This window comes from Polymorphobacter fuscus (assembly GCF_011927825.1).
Lineage (GTDB): Bacteria > Pseudomonadota > Alphaproteobacteria > Sphingomonadales > Sphingomonadaceae > Sandarakinorhabdus > Sandarakinorhabdus fusca.
The window spans coordinates 1,992,091-2,008,562 of the sequence record NZ_JAATJI010000001.1 but is presented as its reverse complement, the minus strand read 5'-3'; the positions used below and the strand labels follow the sequence as shown (position 1 = coordinate 2,008,562).

The following is a 16,472-nucleotide window of genomic DNA, read 5'->3' as shown; positions in this document are numbered from 1 at the left end:
GCTTTCCCTGAATTCGACGACGGAATTCGCTGGCCTGTGTCCGAAGGCCATGCCGGGATGATAGCGCGCTGCCGGTTGCGCTGCGCCTATCAAAAGACTTGTGCTTTCCGCGCCATCCGGCATGGCACCGGCAATGACCGCCGTTTCTCCTCCCGATCCCGCCTCCATCCGCCGCCTCTACGGTCGCCGCACCGGCCACAAGCTGCGCGTCGGCCAGGCGGCGCTGGTCGAGCACCGCCTGCCCGAAGTGTCGGTGCCGACGGAGGGCGGACTCGATTCGCAACGATTGTTCGGCGACGATCGACCCTTGTGGCTCGAGATCGGTTTCGGCCGCGGCGAGCACATGGCCGCGCAAGCCGCTGCCAACCCGCAGGTCGGGATCATCGGCGCCGAGCCCTTTCTCGATGGCGTTGTCGGCGCCCTGCTCGAGATCGAGGCCCGCTCCCTCCCCAACATCCGGTTGCACAACGGCGACGCCCTCGACGTCATCGACCGCTTGCCCGATGCCAGCCTCGACAAGGTCTTCCTGCTCCACCCCGATCCCTGGCCGAAATTTCGCCACGCCAAGCGCCGTTTCGTCAATCCGGGGCCGCTGGCGCTGGTGGCGCGCGTTCTGAAGCCAGGCGGCGAGTTCCGCATCGGCACCGACCACCCGGTCTATTGCCGATGGGCCCTGGCGCAGATGCAGCAGAGCCCGGATTTCGACTGGCAGGTCGAAGCCCCGACCGACTGGCAGCAACGTGCCGATGATTGGCCGCAGACGCGGTACGAAATCAAGGCGCGCGCCCATGGCCACGAGGTCTGGTATTTTCGCTACCGCCGCCGCACACCTGCGTGATTGTTGACCCGCGCCACGCCGCGCTTTAGCCCTCATTGCCATGACCACAGCAACCCTCGACTTCGAAAAGCCCATCGCGACCATCCAGGCGCGCGCCGCGGACTATCGCGCCGCCGGTGACGAGGCGGGGGCCAAGCATGCGGAAGGCGCGGCGCGGCGCCTGCTGGCCGAAACCTATGCGCGGCTGACGCCCTGGCAGAAGACCCAGGTCGCCCGCCACCCGTCGCGGCCGCATTTCTGCGACATGGTCAAGGCGCTGGTCGAGGATTTCACCCCGCTGGCCGGCGATCGTGCCTTTGGCGAGGATCATGCCATCGTCGGCGGCCTGGGCCGGCTGCGGGGCCAGAATGTCCCCGTCATGGTCATCGGCCATGAAAAGGGCAATGACACCGCCAGCCGGGTAAAGCATAATTTCGGCATGGGTCGCCCGGAAGGCTATCGCAAGGCGATTCGCCTGATCGAACTGGCAAGCCGGTTCAACGTCCCCGTCGTGACGCTCGTCGATACCGCCGGTGCCTTTCCCGGTCTCGATGCCGAAGAGCGCGGCCAGGCCGAGGCCATTGCGCGGGCGACCGAAGCCTGCCTTGCCGCCAGCGTGCCGATCATCGCCGCGATCACGGGCGAGGGCGGGTCGGGCGGCGCCGTCGCGCTGGCTGCCGCCGACCGCGTCATCATGTTCGAGCATGCCGTCTATGCGGTCATTTCCCCCGAAGGCTGCGCCAGCATCCTTTGGCGCACCGCCGACAAGACGCCCGGCGGCGCCAACAGCCATGCCCCGGAGGCGGCCGAGGCGATGCGCGTCACCGCTGCCGACCTCAAGGCGCTGGGTGTCATCGATGTCATCGTCACCGAGCCCCTGGGCGGTGCCCACCGCGACCCGGCGGCGGCCATTGCCTCGCTGAGCATGGCGATCGCTGCCGAATTGACGCCGTTGCTGGCCATGGACCCCGTCGTGCTGCGCAAGGCGCGGCGCAACAAGTTCGTGGAAATGGGTCGGCTTCTCTAAGGTTCAACACCGGCAAACCGGTTTTCCCATGATCTTTCCCACACGCCTTGCCTTGCTGACGGCCGCGGCGCTGACGCTGGCCAGTGCCGGCGCGGCGCAGGCCCCGGGCCTGTCGCAGGCGGAGCGCCGTGAAGGTGCCGCCGCCAATCCGCAGCTGACAGCCCAGTTCGGCGGTGCCTATCCGGGCCCGCAGGCCGCCTATGTCCGCAGCGTCGGTCGCCGCATCGCCATGCAGTCGGGCCTGGCCGCGCGGCCCGACGATTATACCGTCACCCTGCTCAATTCGAACATCAACAACGCCTTCGCCATCCCCGGCGGCTATGTCTATGTCACCCGCCAGCTGGTTGCGCTGATGAACGACGAGGCGGAACTTGCCTTTGTGCTCGGGCATGAAGTCGCCCATGTCGCGGCGCGCCATGCCGACAAGCGCGCCAAGCGCTCCGGGCTTGCCGGGCTCGGGGCGGCCATCCTCGGTGCCGTCACCGGTTCCAGCGTCATCGGCAATCTGGCCGGAACCGGCGCCCAGCTCTATTCGCTCAACTATTCGCGGTCCCAGGAGCGCGAGGCCGACAGTCTGGGGGTCCGCTATCTCGCCCGTGCCGGCTATGACCCGGCCGCGAGCGCCGACATTCTTGCCGAACTCGGTGCCCAGACCAACCTGGAGGCGCGGCTGTCGGGGCAGGGTGGCAAGGCGCCGGCGCCATGGCTGTCGACGCATCCTGCCAATGCCGAGCGGGTCGCCGAAGTCCGCCGCCAGGCCGCAGCGCTCGGCAAGAGCGGCGCCACCAACCGCGACGCCTTTCTCGATGCCATCGACGGCATGGCCTATGACGATGACCCGGCGCAGGGGATCGTCCAGGGCACACGCTTCCGTCACGCCGGCCTGGGCCTGGCCTTCGACGCGCCGCCGGGTTTCGCGCTGCAGAACAGCCCGTCCGCCGTCAACGGCAGCAAACAGGGGGCAGGTCGCTTCACCTTCGGCGGCGGCCGTGTCGCCGGCACGGACCTTGCCGCCTATGCGCGTACCGTCTGGCAGGGCCTGGGGGCCACGACGCCCGAATTGCGCGCGCGCCGGATCAACGGCGTCGATGCACTGATCGGCCAGACCAGGGTGCAGCGTTCCGATGGCGCCATCGACGCCTCGGTGATCGCCTATCAGTTCGGTGCGGACAGCTTCTACCATATCGTCATGCTGGCGCCGGCCAATGGCCTGCCGGTGTTTGCGCCGCTGATCGAATCGGTGCGTCGTCTCGGCCCGGCCGACGCCGCGGCCACGCGCGGCAGGCGCGTCAAGGTCGTCCGCGTCGCGGCGGGCGACACGGTGGCGTCGCTGGCCGCCCGCATGGCCTATGATGATGACCGGATGGCGCGCTTCACCATCCTCAACGGCATCACTGCCGCGACGCGGCTGGTCCCCGGGTCCAGGGTCAAGCTGATCGTCGCCGGGTGATGAAGGTCGTCACGGTCGTTGCCGCCGCGATCATCGATGCCGAGGACCAGATCCTCGTCACCCAACGCGCGCCGGGAGCCGCGCTGGCAGGGCTTTGGGAATTCCCCGGCGGAAAGATCGAGCCTGGCGAGACACCCGAGGCGGCGCTGGTGCGCGAACTGCGCGAGGAGCTGGACATCGCGGTGACGCCCGAGGCGCTGGCCCCGCTCGGCTTCGTCAGCCACGCCTATTCCGGCTTTCACCTCGTCCTGCTGCTGTATCTGTGCCGCGACTGGGCGGGCACGCCGCGCGGGATGGAAGGGCAGCCGCTGCGCCGTGTCACGATCGATACCCTGGCCGGCTTGCCGATGCCGCCGGCGGACCTGCCACTGGTCGGCACGCTGCGCGCGCGGCTGAAGACGTCCGCGTGACAGCGTCGCCATTGGCGGCTATCTGCCCCGCTTCAATGCAGGGGTGCGACCAGCCATGAAGATACTCGCAGGCAACGGCAATCCGGAACTGGCCCAGGCCATTGCCGATTACCTCGACATGAAACTGACCAAGGCGTCGGTCCGGCGCTTCGCCGACGAGGAAATCTTCGTCGAAGTGCATGAAAATGTCCGCGGCGAGGATGTTTTCGTCGTGCAGCCGACGGCCGCCCCGGCCAACGACAATCTGATGGAACTGCTGATCTGCATCGATGCGCTGCGCCGCGCCTCCGCCCGCCGCATCACGGCCGTCGTCCCCTATTTCGGCTATGCGCGGCAGGACCGCAAACCGGGGCCGCGCACGCCGATTTCCGCCAAGCTGGTTGCCAACCTGATCACCGTTGCCGGTGCCGACCGCGTGCTGTCGGTCGATCTCCATGCCGGGCAGATCCAGGGCTTCTTCGATATCCCCACCGACAACCTGTTCGCGGCGCCGGTCATGGCAGCCGATATCGAATCCCGGCTGGGCAAACAGTCGCTGACGGTCGTGTCGCCCGACGTTGGCGGCGTGGTGCGGGCGCGGGCACTGGCGAAGCGGCTGGGCAACGCGCCGCTGGCCATTGTCGACAAGCGCCGCGAACGCGCCGGCGAATCGGAAGTCATGAACATCATCGGCGATGTCGACGGCCGCGTCTGCGTGCTCGTCGATGACATCGTCGACTCGGCCGGTACCCTGTGCAACGCTGCCGCTGCCCTGATCGAGGCCGGCGCCGTCAGCGTCACCGCCTATGTCACCCATGGTGTCTTGTCGGGCGGCGCCGTCGCGCGGGTCGAAGGTTCGGCACTGACGGAGCTGGTCGTCACGGATTCGATCGCCAGCGTTGCCGCGGTCAAGTCGGCGACCCGCATCCGCCACATCACGATCGCGCCGCTGCTCGCCGAAGCCATGCGCCGCACCAGCGAAGAAAGCTCGGTCAGCTCGCTATTCGACTGATCCTACCCGTCCGTCGACGGACGGTTGCCGCGGCGACGGAGAGGAACCATAAGCTGCGACCACGGGTTTGTTTCGCATCCCCGCAGCAGCTTTTTCAGCCGCCCGATTCAGCCGCTCATTTTCAGCAAGGAGCCGACCATGGCCGATACCGCAACCGCCCATCAGAGCCTGACCGCTGCCGACATCGGCGCGTCGCCGCTGACCCAGCCCCCGCTGCCGTTCGCCGACACCGCGCTCGAGCCGGTGATTTCGGCGCGGACGCTCAGCTTCCATTACGGCAAGCATCACAAGGGCTATTTCGACACGCTCGCCAAGCTGATCGACGGTACGGCGCACGCCGACCAGACGCTGGAAGAGATCATCTTCGCGACCGCGGGCGACGCATCGAAGAAGAAGGTCTTCAACAACGCCGCACAGTGCTGGAATCACAATTTCTACTGGACCTGCCTGACGCCGGACAGCCCGGCCCCGTCGGGCGCGCTGGCCGAAGCGCTGGTGCGCGACTTCGGCAGCATCGACGCCGCCAAGCAGGCGCTGATCGACGTCAGCGTCGGCCATTTCGGCACCGGCTGGGGCTGGCTGGTTCTCGATGGCGGCACCGTCAAGGCGGTCAGCACCGACGACGCCGAAGTGCCGTTCACGGCGGGACAGCGGCCGCTGTTGACGGTCGATGTCTGGGAACACGCCTATTATCTCGATTTCCAGAATCGCCGCCCCGACCACGTCAAGGCGGTCGTCGATGGCCATCTCGATTGGGCATTTGCGGCGAAACAATTCGCCAAGGGTTGAAGACCATCAGGGTTGGCGGGCCCGGCGCAAGCGGGCCCGCCGGCGCTTCTTGAAGCCGCCCCCTGCAGCTGCCTCCGGTTCAACCGGGCGCATCGGCGCAGGAGCGTCCCGCGCACTGCCCGGGGGCCGTGTTCTCAACAGACTATCCACAGATCCGTCCCCGGCGATCTTGCCCGCCGCGCCTTGCCCATGGCCGCCGCATGCGCGACATGATGCCGATGATCCAGCCAACACCGCTTCGCATCGTTGATGCCGCCCCGGACGTGACGGCGCTGCCGATGAACCTGGAGGCCGAGGCGGCCCTGCTGGGGGCGTTGATGATCGACAACCGGCTTGTCGAGGATGTCGTGTCGCGCCTGCGGCCGGAACATTTTGCCGAAGGGCTGCACGGGCGCGTCTATGCAGCGATCCTGAAGCTGTCGGAGCGCAACATGGCGGCGACGCCGGTGACGCTGAAGCCGATGTTCGACACCGATCCGGCGATGATCGAAATGGGCGGCCCGGCCTATCTCGCGGGGCTGACGATGCAGTCCGGCGCCCTGCTGGCCGCGCGCGATTTTGCCAGCCAGATCTATGATCTGGCGCTGTTGCGCGAACTGATTCGCGTCGGCCGCGACATGGCGACCAGTGCGGCGGACACGTCGGGCGATGTCGCACCGATGGACCAGATCACCACCGCCGAAATGGCGCTCTACAAGGTTGCCGAGGCCGGCGAGGTGGCCGGCGCGGTCAAGACCTTCGGCCAGGCGACGCGCGAGGCGATCGACATGGCCGATCGGGCGATGAAGTCCGGCGGCCATCTGTCGGGCTATACGACCGGCCTCGACGCGCTCAACGCCAAGATCGGCGGGTTGCACAAGTCCGACCTTGTCGTGCTGGCCGGGCGGCCGGCGATGGGCAAGACGGCGCTGGCGACCAACATCGCCTTTGCCTGCGCACAGCGCTTTTCCCAGGACGTGGCACGCGGTGTCGACCCGGAAAAGACCAGCGGCGCACCGGTGGCGTTTTTCAGCCTCGAAATGTCGTCGGACCAGCTGGCAACGCGCGTGCTGGCCGAGCAATCGGGGGTCAACTCCGAAAGCCTGCGCATGGGCAAGATCAGCCATGACGAGTTCGGCCGGTTGGCGCGCGCGGCGGGCGACCTCAACGACCTGCCGTTCTTCATCGACGACACGCCGGCCTTGAGCATCGCGGCGCTGCGGACCCGGGCGCGGCGGATGAAGCGCCAGCATGGCATCGGCCTGATCGTGGTCGACTATCTGCAGCTGTTGCAGGGGTCGGGGCGCGGCAGCAGCGACAACCGGGTGCAGGAAATTTCGGAGATCACCCGCGGACTGAAGACGCTCGCCAAGGAACTGCAGGTGCCGGTGCTGGCGCTGTCGCAGTTGAGTCGCGCTGTCGAAGCGCGCGAGGACAAGCACCCCCAGCTGTCGGATCTGCGCGAGTCGGGAACGATCGAGCAGGACGCCGATATCGTGTTGTTCGTGTATCGCGAGGAATATTACCATTCGCTGAAGCAGCCGGACCCCGAAGATGCCGACAAGCACATGAAATGGCGGGAAAAGGCCGAGAAGATCTTTGGGCTGGCGGAAGTCATCGTGGCGAAGCAACGCCATGGTTCGACAGGGACGGTGCCGCTGACCTTCCACAAATCGACGACCAAATTTGCCGATCGGGCGCCGGACGAATATATGCCGGAGGAAATGCGCGAGTAGACTGCGACCCCGGTCGGGCAGGAGGCTGGCAATGACAGTCGATGACTATCTCGAGGCCCTGCCGCCGGCCCGACGCGAGCGCGTCACAGCCTTGCGAGCGCTGATCCACCAGGCCGTGCCCGATGTCAGCGAGCGGATCGAATGGCGGATGCCGGTCTTCGGGCGCGGCGACCGCTGGGTCGGCGTGGCAAGCCAGAAGTCCTATATTTCGGTTTACCTGGGCTGCGAGGATGCCGCTGCCGGGGTTCTCGCCACCGACCCGGGTTTGAAGGGTGGCAAGGCCTGTGTGAATATTCCGGACCGGGTGGACGTGCCGCTTGCGGCGCTGCTGCCAGCGATCCGCAAGCGGCTGTCCGCGTAGAGTTAGGCGATGCTGCCGCCCATGATGCCAAAGGCCTGCAGCAGCCAGATGATGACTGCGATCACGACGATGACGTTGAGGATGCTTTTGATCTTGCCGTCCATCGGGATGTAGGTGTTGACGAGCCACAGGATCACACCGACGACGACGAGAACGATCAGCAGATTGATAAGCGACATGGTTTTGCTCCCAACGAGCGCGGCGCCCCAGCGGCGCGCGTTGGTGGCAGAACGCAGCATGCGGCCAAATGTTCCGCAGGCGGGATCAACGGCCCATCAATAGGCGCGCATGGGGCTCAATAGGCGCGCACGGGGCGCGAAAACACCCGCGTCACTTCGGGTTCGAAGCTGGCAAGGCTGTCGCTGTCATAGGCCGGGTCGAAGGCCGGCGCGTCCCAGCGATCGACAAGCTTTTCGGCCGTCGCGAACCAGGGCTCGTCCTTGAAGCGGTCGCGCATGTTCCCCGGCTTGCCGAGATATTCGTAATAATATCTGCCCTGGAAATCCTGGTGCCATTTGACGGCATGATACAGATCGTCGGACACATAGGGCTTGAGGATTTCGGCAGCGATGGCGCCGTGGTTGGGAATGCTCATCAGCTTGCCGAGGTCATGGCACAGCGCCGCGACGATTTCCTCGTCGGTCGCGCCATCGCGGCGGGCCAGGGTCGCGGTCATCAGGCTGTGCTGTAACTGGTTGGCGCCGAAACCGACTTCGATCGATTCGAGCCGCTGCAGCGATTCCATGATCTGCGCCGGCGCCGCCGACACCTGATGCTTCATATGTTCCTGGGCGATATGGCCCCAGTCGTCCCTGGTGCCTTCGAGCATGGTGGTGAACATGGCGTCACTCCCGTCCTTGGCCGTTTCCGGCGCCGCCGACTCGGTTGTCGGCGCCTAAGCTGCGCCGACTCGGTTGTCGGCGTGGATCTCGCGATAATGCTTGCGAAGCGTCACTTTGTCGATCTTGCCCGATCCGAGCTTGGGCAGCGGTTCCGGGCTGACCCAGATGCGCGCCGGCAATTTGAAGCTGGCCAGGTCCCGCGCGATGAAGTCGTAAAGGTCGGCGGGCTCCAGATGGGCGCCGGGCTTCACGAAGACGACCGCCCCGACAATCTCGCCGAGCCGCTCGTCGGGCAAGCCGAAGACGCTGGCCTCGGCGACGGCGGGGTGGACGTAGATCGCCGCTTCGACTTCCTGGCAGCTGATATTCTCGCCGCCGCGGATGATGATGTCCTTCTTGCGATCGACGATGAACAAATAACCGTCCTCGTCGAGATAGCCGATGTCGCCCGAGCGGAACCAGCCATCGCCGGGGAACGCCGCCAGCGTCGCCTCGGGCTTGTTCCAATAGCCCCGACAATTGGCGACCGATCGGATGCAGACTTCGCCCGGCGTGCCGGCGGGCAGGCCGGCGCCGACCGGGCCGTCGCCATCATCGATGCGCAGCTCGACGAGCGGCGCCGCGGCGCGCCCGGTCGAAGCCGGCTTGGCGCGGTAATTGTCGCGGAAATTGCCGGCCCCGACGCCATTGGTCTCCGTCAGGCCATAGCCCTGGACCGGGTTGGATCCGACAAAGGTCTTCGACAGGCGATCGACATGTTCCGGCGGGCGCGGGGCGCCGCCCGACGCGATGTCGACAAGCGACGACAGGTCGTATTTGGCGTGGTCGGGGTGCTGCATCAGTTCCAGCGACATGGTCGGCACGCCGACGAAATAGGTCGCGCGTTCCTTCTCGATGAGGCGCAGCGCCTCCCCGGCATCCCATTTGTGCATGATGACCATCTTGCGGCCGATGGCGATCGACACGAGCATGACCGGCACCGATCCGGTGATGTGAAACAGCGGGACGTTGAGCAGCATCACCTGTTGTTCGGGCGGGGTGACGCCCGACTGCTGCGACAGGGCGAGGAGCGCCAGTCCGGCGACAAGATAGTTCATGGCGCCCGAAACGATCGCGCGATGGGTGGACACGGCACCCTTGGGACTGCCCGTGGAGCCCGATGTGTACATGATCGTGGCATCGTCCTCGGGAGCGATGTCGGCCACGAACCACAGGGTTTTCGGGGCGTCGGCGATCTCGTCCTCGGTGCGGGCAAAGCCCAGGCTGGCGGCGACTTCGGACGAGGTGCGCACGGTCAGCACCGTGGCCGTGCACGACAAGGTGGCGAGGCGGCGGGCGCGCTCCTCATCGGCGATCGCCAGGCGAGCGCCCGAATCCTTGAGCCCGTAATCGAGCTCCTCGGCGGTCCACCAGGCGTTCATCGGGATGGCGATGGCGCCGAGCTGGGTGATGCCGACGAAGGCGATGATCCATTCGGGATAGTTGCGCATCGCGATGGCGACGCGGTCCCCCTTGGCGACGCCGTGGCGGTGCTGCAGCATCGCGGCGAATTCGACACCGCGCGCATGGACCTGCGCAAAGGTCAGCCGTTCGTCGCCGAAGACCAGGAATTCCTTGGGGCCGTTGGTGGCGAAGAAGAAAGCGAGAAATTCGCGCAACGACGGCGGTGCCGCGGTGAAGGCGGGCAAGGTCGCGCCGCGGACGGTGGCGGTACCCACGCCGAGCGGACCGCCTTCGGCGATAATGCCGCCGATGACGGCGTCGAGGGCGGAATCGAGCGCGGACTTCATTGTGTCTCCCCGAACAGTCTGGTGAGAGCGGTTGGCCCGCTTCGTCGTTGATTGTTCAATGGCAGGCGTGGCGCCATTTGCAACAGGGTTCCCGGCGGGACGGGGTCAATAGCCCATCAGGCGCGCCAGCCGGTCGCCGTGGAAGGCAATGTCGCCGAACGTCTCCTGCGCCGCGCGGGCGCGCTTCATGTAGAAGCCGATATCGAAATCATCGGTCATGCCGATGCCGCCGTGCATCTGGACGCCTTCGTTGGTGGCGAGCTTGGCAACTTCGCCCGATTTTGCCTTGGCAAGGCTGGCGAACATCGTGGCGCGCTCATCCCGCGCGTCGAGCGCCGTCAGGGCGCGCAAGGTCGCCGAGCGGGCCAGCTCGACTTCGCAGAACAGATGCGCGGCGCGGTGCTGCAGCGCCTGGAAGCTGCCGATCTTGACGCCGAACTGGTCGCGCTGCTTGAGATAGTCGATCGTCCGGTCGAAGCTCTCGCTCGAAACGCCGAGCATTTCGGCGGCAAGGCAGGCGCGGCCGGCGTCGAGCACGGTTTCGAGAATGGCGAAGCCGCCGCCGACCGGGCCCAGAACATCGGCGCCATCGACCTGAACATCCGTCAGTGTGATGCGCGCGGCATTGCGGCTGTCGACCATCGACCGGCGCTCGACGTCGACCCCTGCAGCCTTTGCATCGACGAGGAACAGCGTGATGCCGTCGGGGTCCTTGTCGTCGCCGCCGGTGCGCGCCGCGACGATCAGCGTGTCGGCGACATGGCCGTCGAGAACGAAGCCCTTGACGCCATTGAGTTTGAAGCCGTTGCCCGACGGGGTGGCCGTCGTGGTGACATGGGCCGGGTTGTGGCGCGCGGCTTCATCGGCAGCGAGCGCCAGCAGGCGCTGGCCCTGGGCAATCAGCGGCAGATATTTCGCCTGCTGTTCCGGCGTGCCGGCGGCATTCAAGGCGGTGACGCCGAGGATGCCGGTGGACAGCATCGGTGCGGCGCTGAGGTTGCGCCCCATCGCTTCCATGATGAGCCCCGCCGCGACATGGCCGAAGCCGGCGCCGCCATGTTCCTCGGGCACCAGCACGCCGGCAAAGCCCATGTCCGCCATCTTGGCCCAGACATTGCGGTCGAAACCGGTCGCGTCGGCGGTGTCGCGCAGCTGGCGGTGCTGGGCGACCGGGGCTTCGGTCTTGAAGAAGCCGTCGGCGGAATCGCGGATCATCTTCTGGTCGTCGGAAAGAACGAGGGCCATCTTGGTTTTTCCTTCTCCCCGCACGGTAGAGGTCGGGGGTTGGTTTCGTGCCGGTGGCGGAATTCGGTGCGCGGAAGACCCCCTCCCGTACCGGAAGGGGAGCAGAAGGTCGGCTATGCCCCCGGCAGTTCCAGTACGCGCTTGGCGATGATGTTGAGGTTGATTTCCGACGTGCCGCCCTCGATCGAATTGGCGCGGGTGCGCAGCCAGTTGCGCGCCAGGTCGCCGTCGCGCTCGCCTTCACCGTCCCAGGTCAGTCCGTCGCTGCCGTTGATGCTCATCAGCAGTTGCAGCCGGTCCTTGTTGAGCTCGGTGCCGTAATATTTCAGCATCGACGACAGGGCGCCGACGCCCTGGCCGGCCTTGGCTTCGTCCTTGACCCGCTCCATGGTCAGCGCAAACGCCCAGGCATTGATCTCGTGGCGGACGATGTCGGTGCGCAGGCCGGTGTCGGCGAGAATGGCGGCATCGAGGCCGATCTGGCGCTTGGCGATCTGCGAAACGCCGTCGCGCATGCCGCCGCCGGTGGAATCGCTGCCGCCGATCATCTCGCGTTCGTGGGTCAGGAGATATTTGGCGATGTCCCAGCCCTTGCCGGCCTGGCCCATCAGATTCTGCTTCGGCACGCGGACATTGTCGAAAAAGGTCTGGCAGAAGGGCGAGGCGCCGGAAATCAGCTTGATCGGGGAGGTCGAAACACCCGGGCTGTCCATGTCGAAAAGCAGGAAGCTGATGCCGAGATGCTTGGCGACCGTCGGATCGGTGCGGACGAGACAGAAGATCCAGTCCGCCTTGTCGGCATAGCTGGTCCAGACCTTCTGGCCATTGACGACATAGTCATCGCCATCGAGGATCGCCGAGGTGCGCAGCGATGCCAGGTCCGACCCGGCGCCGGGTTCGGAATAGCCCTGGCACCAGCGGATCTCGCCGCGCGCGATCCTGGGCAGATGTTCCTTCTTCTGGGCCTCGTTGCCGTATTTGAGCAGCGCCGGCCCGAGCATCCAGATGCCGAACGACGCCAGCGGGCTGCGCGCCCTGATGCGGCGCAACTCGTCGGCGAGCACCTTGGCCTCGTCCTTCGACAGGCCGCCGCCGCCATATTCGGCGGGCCATTCGGGGACGGTCCAGCCGCGCGCGCCCATGCGATCGAGCCACAACCGCTGCGCCTCGGTCAGTTCCGCCTTGCGGCCACCCCAGCAGACGTCATCGTCGCTCTTGATCGGGGTGCGCATCTCGGCGGGGCAATTGGCATCCAGCCATGCACGTGTCTCGGCGCGAAAGCCTTCAAGATCCGTCATCCGGGCGTCTCCCCACTGGCATATTTTGTGCCTGACCTTATGATGGCGGCTGCCGTGAGCGGCAAGCTGGCAAAAGGCATCGGGCATTGGTGTTGGACGGACTGCAGGTTGCGGTGGACTTTGCGACGCTTCCGCTACGGCCGGATGTGTTCACCATCCCGGAAATCGGCGGCTATGGGCCGTTTGCGCTGCGCTGGTACAGTCTCAGCTATATCTTCGCGATCCTTGGCGGCTGGTGGCTGTTGTCGAAGATGATCACGCGGCCGGGGTCGCCGATGACGTCGGAACAGCTCGACAGCTTCATCACCTGGGCGACCTTCGGGGTGATTCTGGGCGGCCGGCTGGGCTATGTGCTGTTCTACAATCTCGACCAATATCTCGCCGACCCGATTTCGGTGTTCAAGCTCTGGGATGGCGGAATGTCGTCGCATGGCGGCATCGCCGGGGTCATGCTCGGCTGCCTCGGTTTCGGCATCGCCAACAAGGTGTCGGGCCTGCGCACGCTCGATTATGTGGCGACGGTGGCGCCGCTCGGGCTGGGGCTGGGGCGGCTGGCGAATTTCGTCAACGGCGAGCTGTGGGGGCGGCCGACGGGGACCGACTGGGGGGTGATCTTCCCCGGCGCCGGGCCGGAGCCGCGCTATCCGTCACAGCTGTTCGAATTCGCACTCGAAGGCGTCGTGCTGTTCTCGATCATGACGATGCTGTTCTGGGGCACCAACGCCCGGTTGCGACCAGGGCTGCTCGCCGGCGTGTTCGGGGTCGCCTATGGCATTTCGCGGGTGATCGTCGAAAATTATCGCGAGCCCGACCGGCAGATCGGCTTCCTGTCGACCGGGCTGACGATGGGGCAGACGCTGACCTTGCCGATGATCCTGGCGGGTGTGCTGCTGATCCTTTACGCACTGCGGCGTCCGCGGCTGCCTGCTGCGGCCTGATGGCGCTCGCGCAACGTCTGGCGGCGCGCATCGCTGCCGAAGGACCGATGCGGCTCGATGCCTGGATGGCAGCGTGCAATGCGGCCTATTACGCCGGCCGTGATCCCCTGGGCGCAAGCGGCGACTTCGTCACGGCGCCGGAAATCAGCCAGATGTTCGGGGAGATCATCGGCGGCTGGATCGGCGACCTGTGGGCGCGTGCCGGCCGGCCACCGGCGCGGCTGGTGGAACTGGGGCCGGGGCGCGGCACACTGATGGCCGATGCGCAGCGGGTGCTGGCGCGGCTTCCGGGGTTCGGCGCCGCGGTGCCGCTGGCGCTGGTGGAAACCAGCCCGGTGCTCCGCCAGACGCAGCAGCGGCAGCTGGCGGGCGAATGGTTCGACCGGGTCGAGGATCTGCCCGACGACCGGCCGTTGATCGTCATCGCCAACGAATTCTTCGATGCGCTGCCGATCCGGCAGTGCACCGCCACGGGCGCGGAACGCGCGGTGGGCCATGTGGCAGGCACGACGTTCGAACCCGTGACCATTCCCAGCGCACTGGGGACGCCGGGCGAACATGGCGAAGCCGGCGCCGCCGTTGCGGCCGAACTGGGCGCGCGGCTGCGCCGGCAGGGCGGCGCCATGCTGGTCATCGACTATGGCTATGCCGATGCCGTCGCGCACGACAGCCTGCAGGCGTTGCGCCATCATGCCGTGGCCGACCCGTTCGCGGCTCCCGGCGAAAGCGACCTGACGGCGCATGTCGATTTCACCGCGCTTGGCGCGGCGGCCGGGCTGCGTGGGTGGGGGCCGGTGGCGCAAGGCGTGTGGCTGGCGCGGCTGGGCATCGAGGCGCGGGCGCGGCAGTTGCAGGCCGGTGCCCCGCCAGCGGTCGCGGCGCAGGTGGCGGCGGCGCTGGTGCGGCTGACAGCGCCGGCGCAGATGGGCAATCTTTTCAAGGTGATGGCAATGACGGCGCCCGGCTGGCCGGTGCCTGCGGGGTTCGAACCATGATCGACTATCGCGACGGCATGCCCGGCGACGGTGCGGTGCTGGGCGGAATTGCCCGGGCGACCTTCATCGAAACCTTCGGCGCGCTCTATGCGCTGGAGGATCTCGCGGCGTTCCTCGCGCAGGGCAGCGATGCCGCCTATGAGGCCGAGCTGGCCGACCCCGATATCGCGGTGCGGTTCGCGCTGGCGGCGGGCATTCCGGTGGGGTTCTGCAAGATCGGCGGGTTGCAACTGCCGGCGCCGACCGATGACACGGGGGCAATCGAGGTCCGCCAGCTGTACATCTTCAAGCCCTGGCAAGGGGTCGGCATCGCCGATGTGCTGACGCGCTGGGCAATCGACACGGCGCGCGGACGCGGCGCGCGGCAGCTGTGGCTGTCGGTCTTTACCGGCAATCCGCGGGCGCGACGCTTCTATGCGCGTCACGATTTTGTCGAAGTGACGCCCTATCGGTTCATGGTGGGCAACCAGGCGGATGAGGACATATTGTGCCGACGGGACTTGTAGACGCGCCGTTCGTCACCGCTCCGGGCCTGGGAGTCCCCCATGGGTTCCTGGGGCGGCAGGGCGGGGTGTCCGGCGGCATCTTTGCCAGCCTGAATGTCGGACTGGGGTCCTCCGACGACCCGGCATCGGTGCGGGAGAACCGGCGGCGTGCCGTGGCAGCGGTGGCACCGGCCGCGGCGCTTGTGACGTTGCACCAGGTGCACAGCGTGCTGGTGGTCGCGGTGACCGGAACCGTGGCGGATGCCGAACGCCCGCAGGCCGATGCGATGGTGACAGCGACGCCGGGGCTGGCGCTGGGAATATTGACGGCGGATTGCGCACCGATCCTGCTCGCCGATGCCCAGGCCGGGGTGATCGGCGCCGCGCATTCGGGGTGGAAAGGGGCATTGGGAGACATCGCCGGGTCGACGGTGACGGCGATGGAGATGCTCGGCGCCCGCCGCGACCATATCCGCGCCGCGATCGGGCCGTGCATCGCGCGGGCAAGCTATGAGGTCGATGCGGGCTTTCGCGAACGATTTCTCGGCGAAGCGCTGGCGCATGAGGCGTTCTTCAGCCGCGGCCGGGGGGACCGGTTCCAGTTCGACCTGGAAGGGTTCGTGGCGATGCGGTTGGCCGACGCCGGGGTCCGGCATGTCACCGCGCTGGGGATCGACACCTATGCCGACGCGGACCGCTGGTTCAGCTATCGCCGCACGACCCATGCGGGAGAGCCCGACTATGGCCGGCAGCTGTCGGTGATCGCACTCTAGAGCGGCTTTCGATCAATTTGGATCACCGTCATCGCCCTGCGGGCGACCGCTGACGCGGCGGGGCGCTTTTGGTCCGGGGCGGCGTCGTTCTTCGCTTGCGATGCGCTGCATCGCGCCGCACCTCGCTCCCTGCCCCAAACCAAAATCACCACCCTGCCGTCGACCCAAATTGATCGAAAACCGCTCCAGCGACGTTGCGGGTCAGCCGAGCCCCAGCAGCCAGTCCGCCAACGGCACCGGGCGCATCCGCGCGCCCGGCATATGCGCATTGAGTTCAAGCCGGTGCGCCATCACCCATGTCAGGCATTCGGCGCGGCTTCCGAAGACCGCGAAGCGCGACCGGGATGGTGCCTTGCTGATTTCGTCGACCAGAAACCGGGCATGGGCACGGCAGCCGGGGGCCGCGCACCAGTTGCGGCCCGGCGCTTCGACGGCAAGCACCCAGTGCGGCCGGCGCGGGTCGAGCGCATTCACCTCGCTTTTGAGCATGGGACTCTCCTCCAAGGCCGATCGGGTCGCCGCGCCTCTTGAACGGGCGCGGTCGAC

At 66.9% G+C, this 16,472-nt stretch carries 18 protein-coding genes; 12 read left to right on the top strand and 6 right to left on the bottom strand.

Features of this window, described 5'->3' with window-relative positions:
* Nucleotides 1-133 precede the first annotated feature (133 nt).
* From trmB to GGQ62_RS09460, 8 genes are all read left to right on the top strand, one after another.
* Nucleotides 134-838: a tRNA (guanosine(46)-N7)-methyltransferase TrmB gene (gene trmB / locus GGQ62_RS09495; protein ID WP_152577541.1), complete on the top strand. Its 705-nt coding sequence runs from the start codon at nt 134-136 to the stop codon at nt 836-838.
* A gap of 40 nt (nt 839-878) precedes the next feature.
* A complete protein-coding gene (locus GGQ62_RS09490) occupies nt 879-1,844 on the top strand; it encodes an acetyl-CoA carboxylase carboxyltransferase subunit alpha (RefSeq protein WP_152577542.1) in 966 nt (321 codons plus the stop codon).
* A gap of 28 nt (nt 1,845-1,872) precedes the next feature.
* Complete coding sequence (locus GGQ62_RS09485; protein ID WP_152577543.1) at nt 1,873-3,294, top strand: M48 family metalloprotease; 1,422 nt, start codon at nt 1,873-1,875, stop codon at nt 3,292-3,294.
* A complete protein-coding gene (gene mutT / locus GGQ62_RS09480) occupies nt 3,294-3,704 on the top strand; it encodes an 8-oxo-dGTP diphosphatase MutT (RefSeq protein ID WP_152577544.1) in 411 nt (136 codons plus the stop codon). The genes GGQ62_RS09485 and mutT overlap by 1 nt, the downstream gene beginning before the upstream one ends.
* A 55-nt stretch (nt 3,705-3,759) precedes the next feature.
* Nucleotides 3,760-4,695 (top strand): ribose-phosphate pyrophosphokinase, encoded by a 936-nt coding sequence (locus GGQ62_RS09475; protein WP_152577545.1) that lies wholly within the window; start codon nt 3,760-3,762, stop codon nt 4,693-4,695.
* Nucleotides 4,696-4,833: 138 nt separating this feature from the next.
* On the top strand, nt 4,834-5,484 hold the full coding sequence (locus GGQ62_RS09470) for a superoxide dismutase (RefSeq protein WP_152577546.1): 651 nt from the start codon (nt 4,834-4,836) through the stop codon (nt 5,482-5,484).
* 209 nt (nt 5,485-5,693) lie between these two features.
* Entirely contained in the window at nt 5,694-7,199 is a 1,506-nt protein-coding gene (locus GGQ62_RS09465; protein ID WP_424022213.1) for a replicative DNA helicase, read from the top strand.
* A 31-nt stretch (nt 7,200-7,230) separates the two neighbouring features.
* On the top strand, nt 7,231-7,560 hold the full coding sequence (locus tag GGQ62_RS09460) for an iron chaperone (protein WP_152577547.1): 330 nt from the start codon (nt 7,231-7,233) through the stop codon (nt 7,558-7,560).
* A 2-nt stretch (nt 7,561-7,562) separates the two neighbouring features.
* On the opposite strand, the gene GGQ62_RS09455 is transcribed toward GGQ62_RS09460, so the two are convergent.
* From GGQ62_RS09455 to GGQ62_RS09435, 5 genes are all read right to left on the bottom strand, one after another.
* Complete coding sequence (locus GGQ62_RS09455) at nt 7,563-7,739, bottom strand: Thivi_2564 family membrane protein (protein WP_167649560.1); 177 nt, start codon at nt 7,737-7,739, stop codon at nt 7,563-7,565.
* 116 nt (nt 7,740-7,855) lie between these two features.
* Nucleotides 7,856-8,401, bottom strand: a complete 546-nt coding sequence (locus GGQ62_RS09450) for an HD domain-containing protein (RefSeq protein WP_152577548.1) — start codon at nt 8,399-8,401, stop codon at nt 7,856-7,858.
* Nucleotides 8,402-8,455: 54 nt separating this feature from the next.
* Nucleotides 8,456-10,192 carry a class I adenylate-forming enzyme family protein gene (locus GGQ62_RS09445; protein WP_167649559.1) on the bottom strand — a complete coding sequence of 579 codons (1,737 nt, stop codon included), beginning with the start codon at nt 10,190-10,192 and terminating at the stop codon, nt 8,456-8,458.
* A 105-nt stretch (nt 10,193-10,297) separates the two neighbouring features.
* Nucleotides 10,298-11,437: an acyl-CoA dehydrogenase family protein gene (locus GGQ62_RS09440; RefSeq protein ID WP_152577550.1), complete on the bottom strand. Its 1,140-nt coding sequence runs from the start codon at nt 11,435-11,437 to the stop codon at nt 10,298-10,300.
* 113 nt (nt 11,438-11,550) lie between these two features.
* Nucleotides 11,551-12,735: an acyl-CoA dehydrogenase family protein gene (locus GGQ62_RS09435; RefSeq protein ID WP_152577551.1), complete on the bottom strand. Its 1,185-nt coding sequence runs from the start codon at nt 12,733-12,735 to the stop codon at nt 11,551-11,553.
* An 86-nt stretch (nt 12,736-12,821) separates the two neighbouring features.
* Between GGQ62_RS09435 and lgt the strand changes: the two genes are divergently transcribed.
* From lgt to pgeF, 4 genes are read left to right on the top strand one after another with little or no spacing between them, the layout of a single operon-like run.
* Nucleotides 12,822-13,673: a prolipoprotein diacylglyceryl transferase gene (gene lgt, locus GGQ62_RS09430; protein ID WP_152577552.1), complete on the top strand. Its 852-nt coding sequence runs from the start codon at nt 12,822-12,824 to the stop codon at nt 13,671-13,673.
* Entirely contained in the window at nt 13,673-14,668 is a 996-nt protein-coding gene (locus tag GGQ62_RS09425) for a class I SAM-dependent methyltransferase (protein WP_152577553.1), read from the top strand. Before lgt ends, GGQ62_RS09425 begins: the two co-directional genes overlap by 1 nt.
* Nucleotides 14,665-15,174, top strand: a complete 510-nt coding sequence (locus GGQ62_RS09420; RefSeq protein WP_153401227.1) for a GNAT family N-acetyltransferase — start codon at nt 14,665-14,667, stop codon at nt 15,172-15,174. The genes GGQ62_RS09425 and GGQ62_RS09420 overlap by 4 nt, the downstream gene beginning before the upstream one ends.
* Nucleotides 15,156-15,926, top strand: coding sequence for a peptidoglycan editing factor PgeF (pgeF, locus tag GGQ62_RS09415; RefSeq protein ID WP_152577554.1), 771 nt, complete (start codon nt 15,156-15,158; stop codon nt 15,924-15,926). The genes GGQ62_RS09420 and pgeF overlap by 19 nt, the downstream gene beginning before the upstream one ends.
* Nucleotides 15,927-16,127: 201 nt before the next feature.
* Here the strand turns inward: pgeF and GGQ62_RS09410 are convergent, their stop codons facing one another.
* Entirely contained in the window at nt 16,128-16,415 is a 288-nt protein-coding gene (locus tag GGQ62_RS09410; RefSeq protein WP_152577555.1) for a hypothetical protein, read from the bottom strand.
* Nucleotides 16,416-16,472 lie beyond the last annotated feature (57 nt).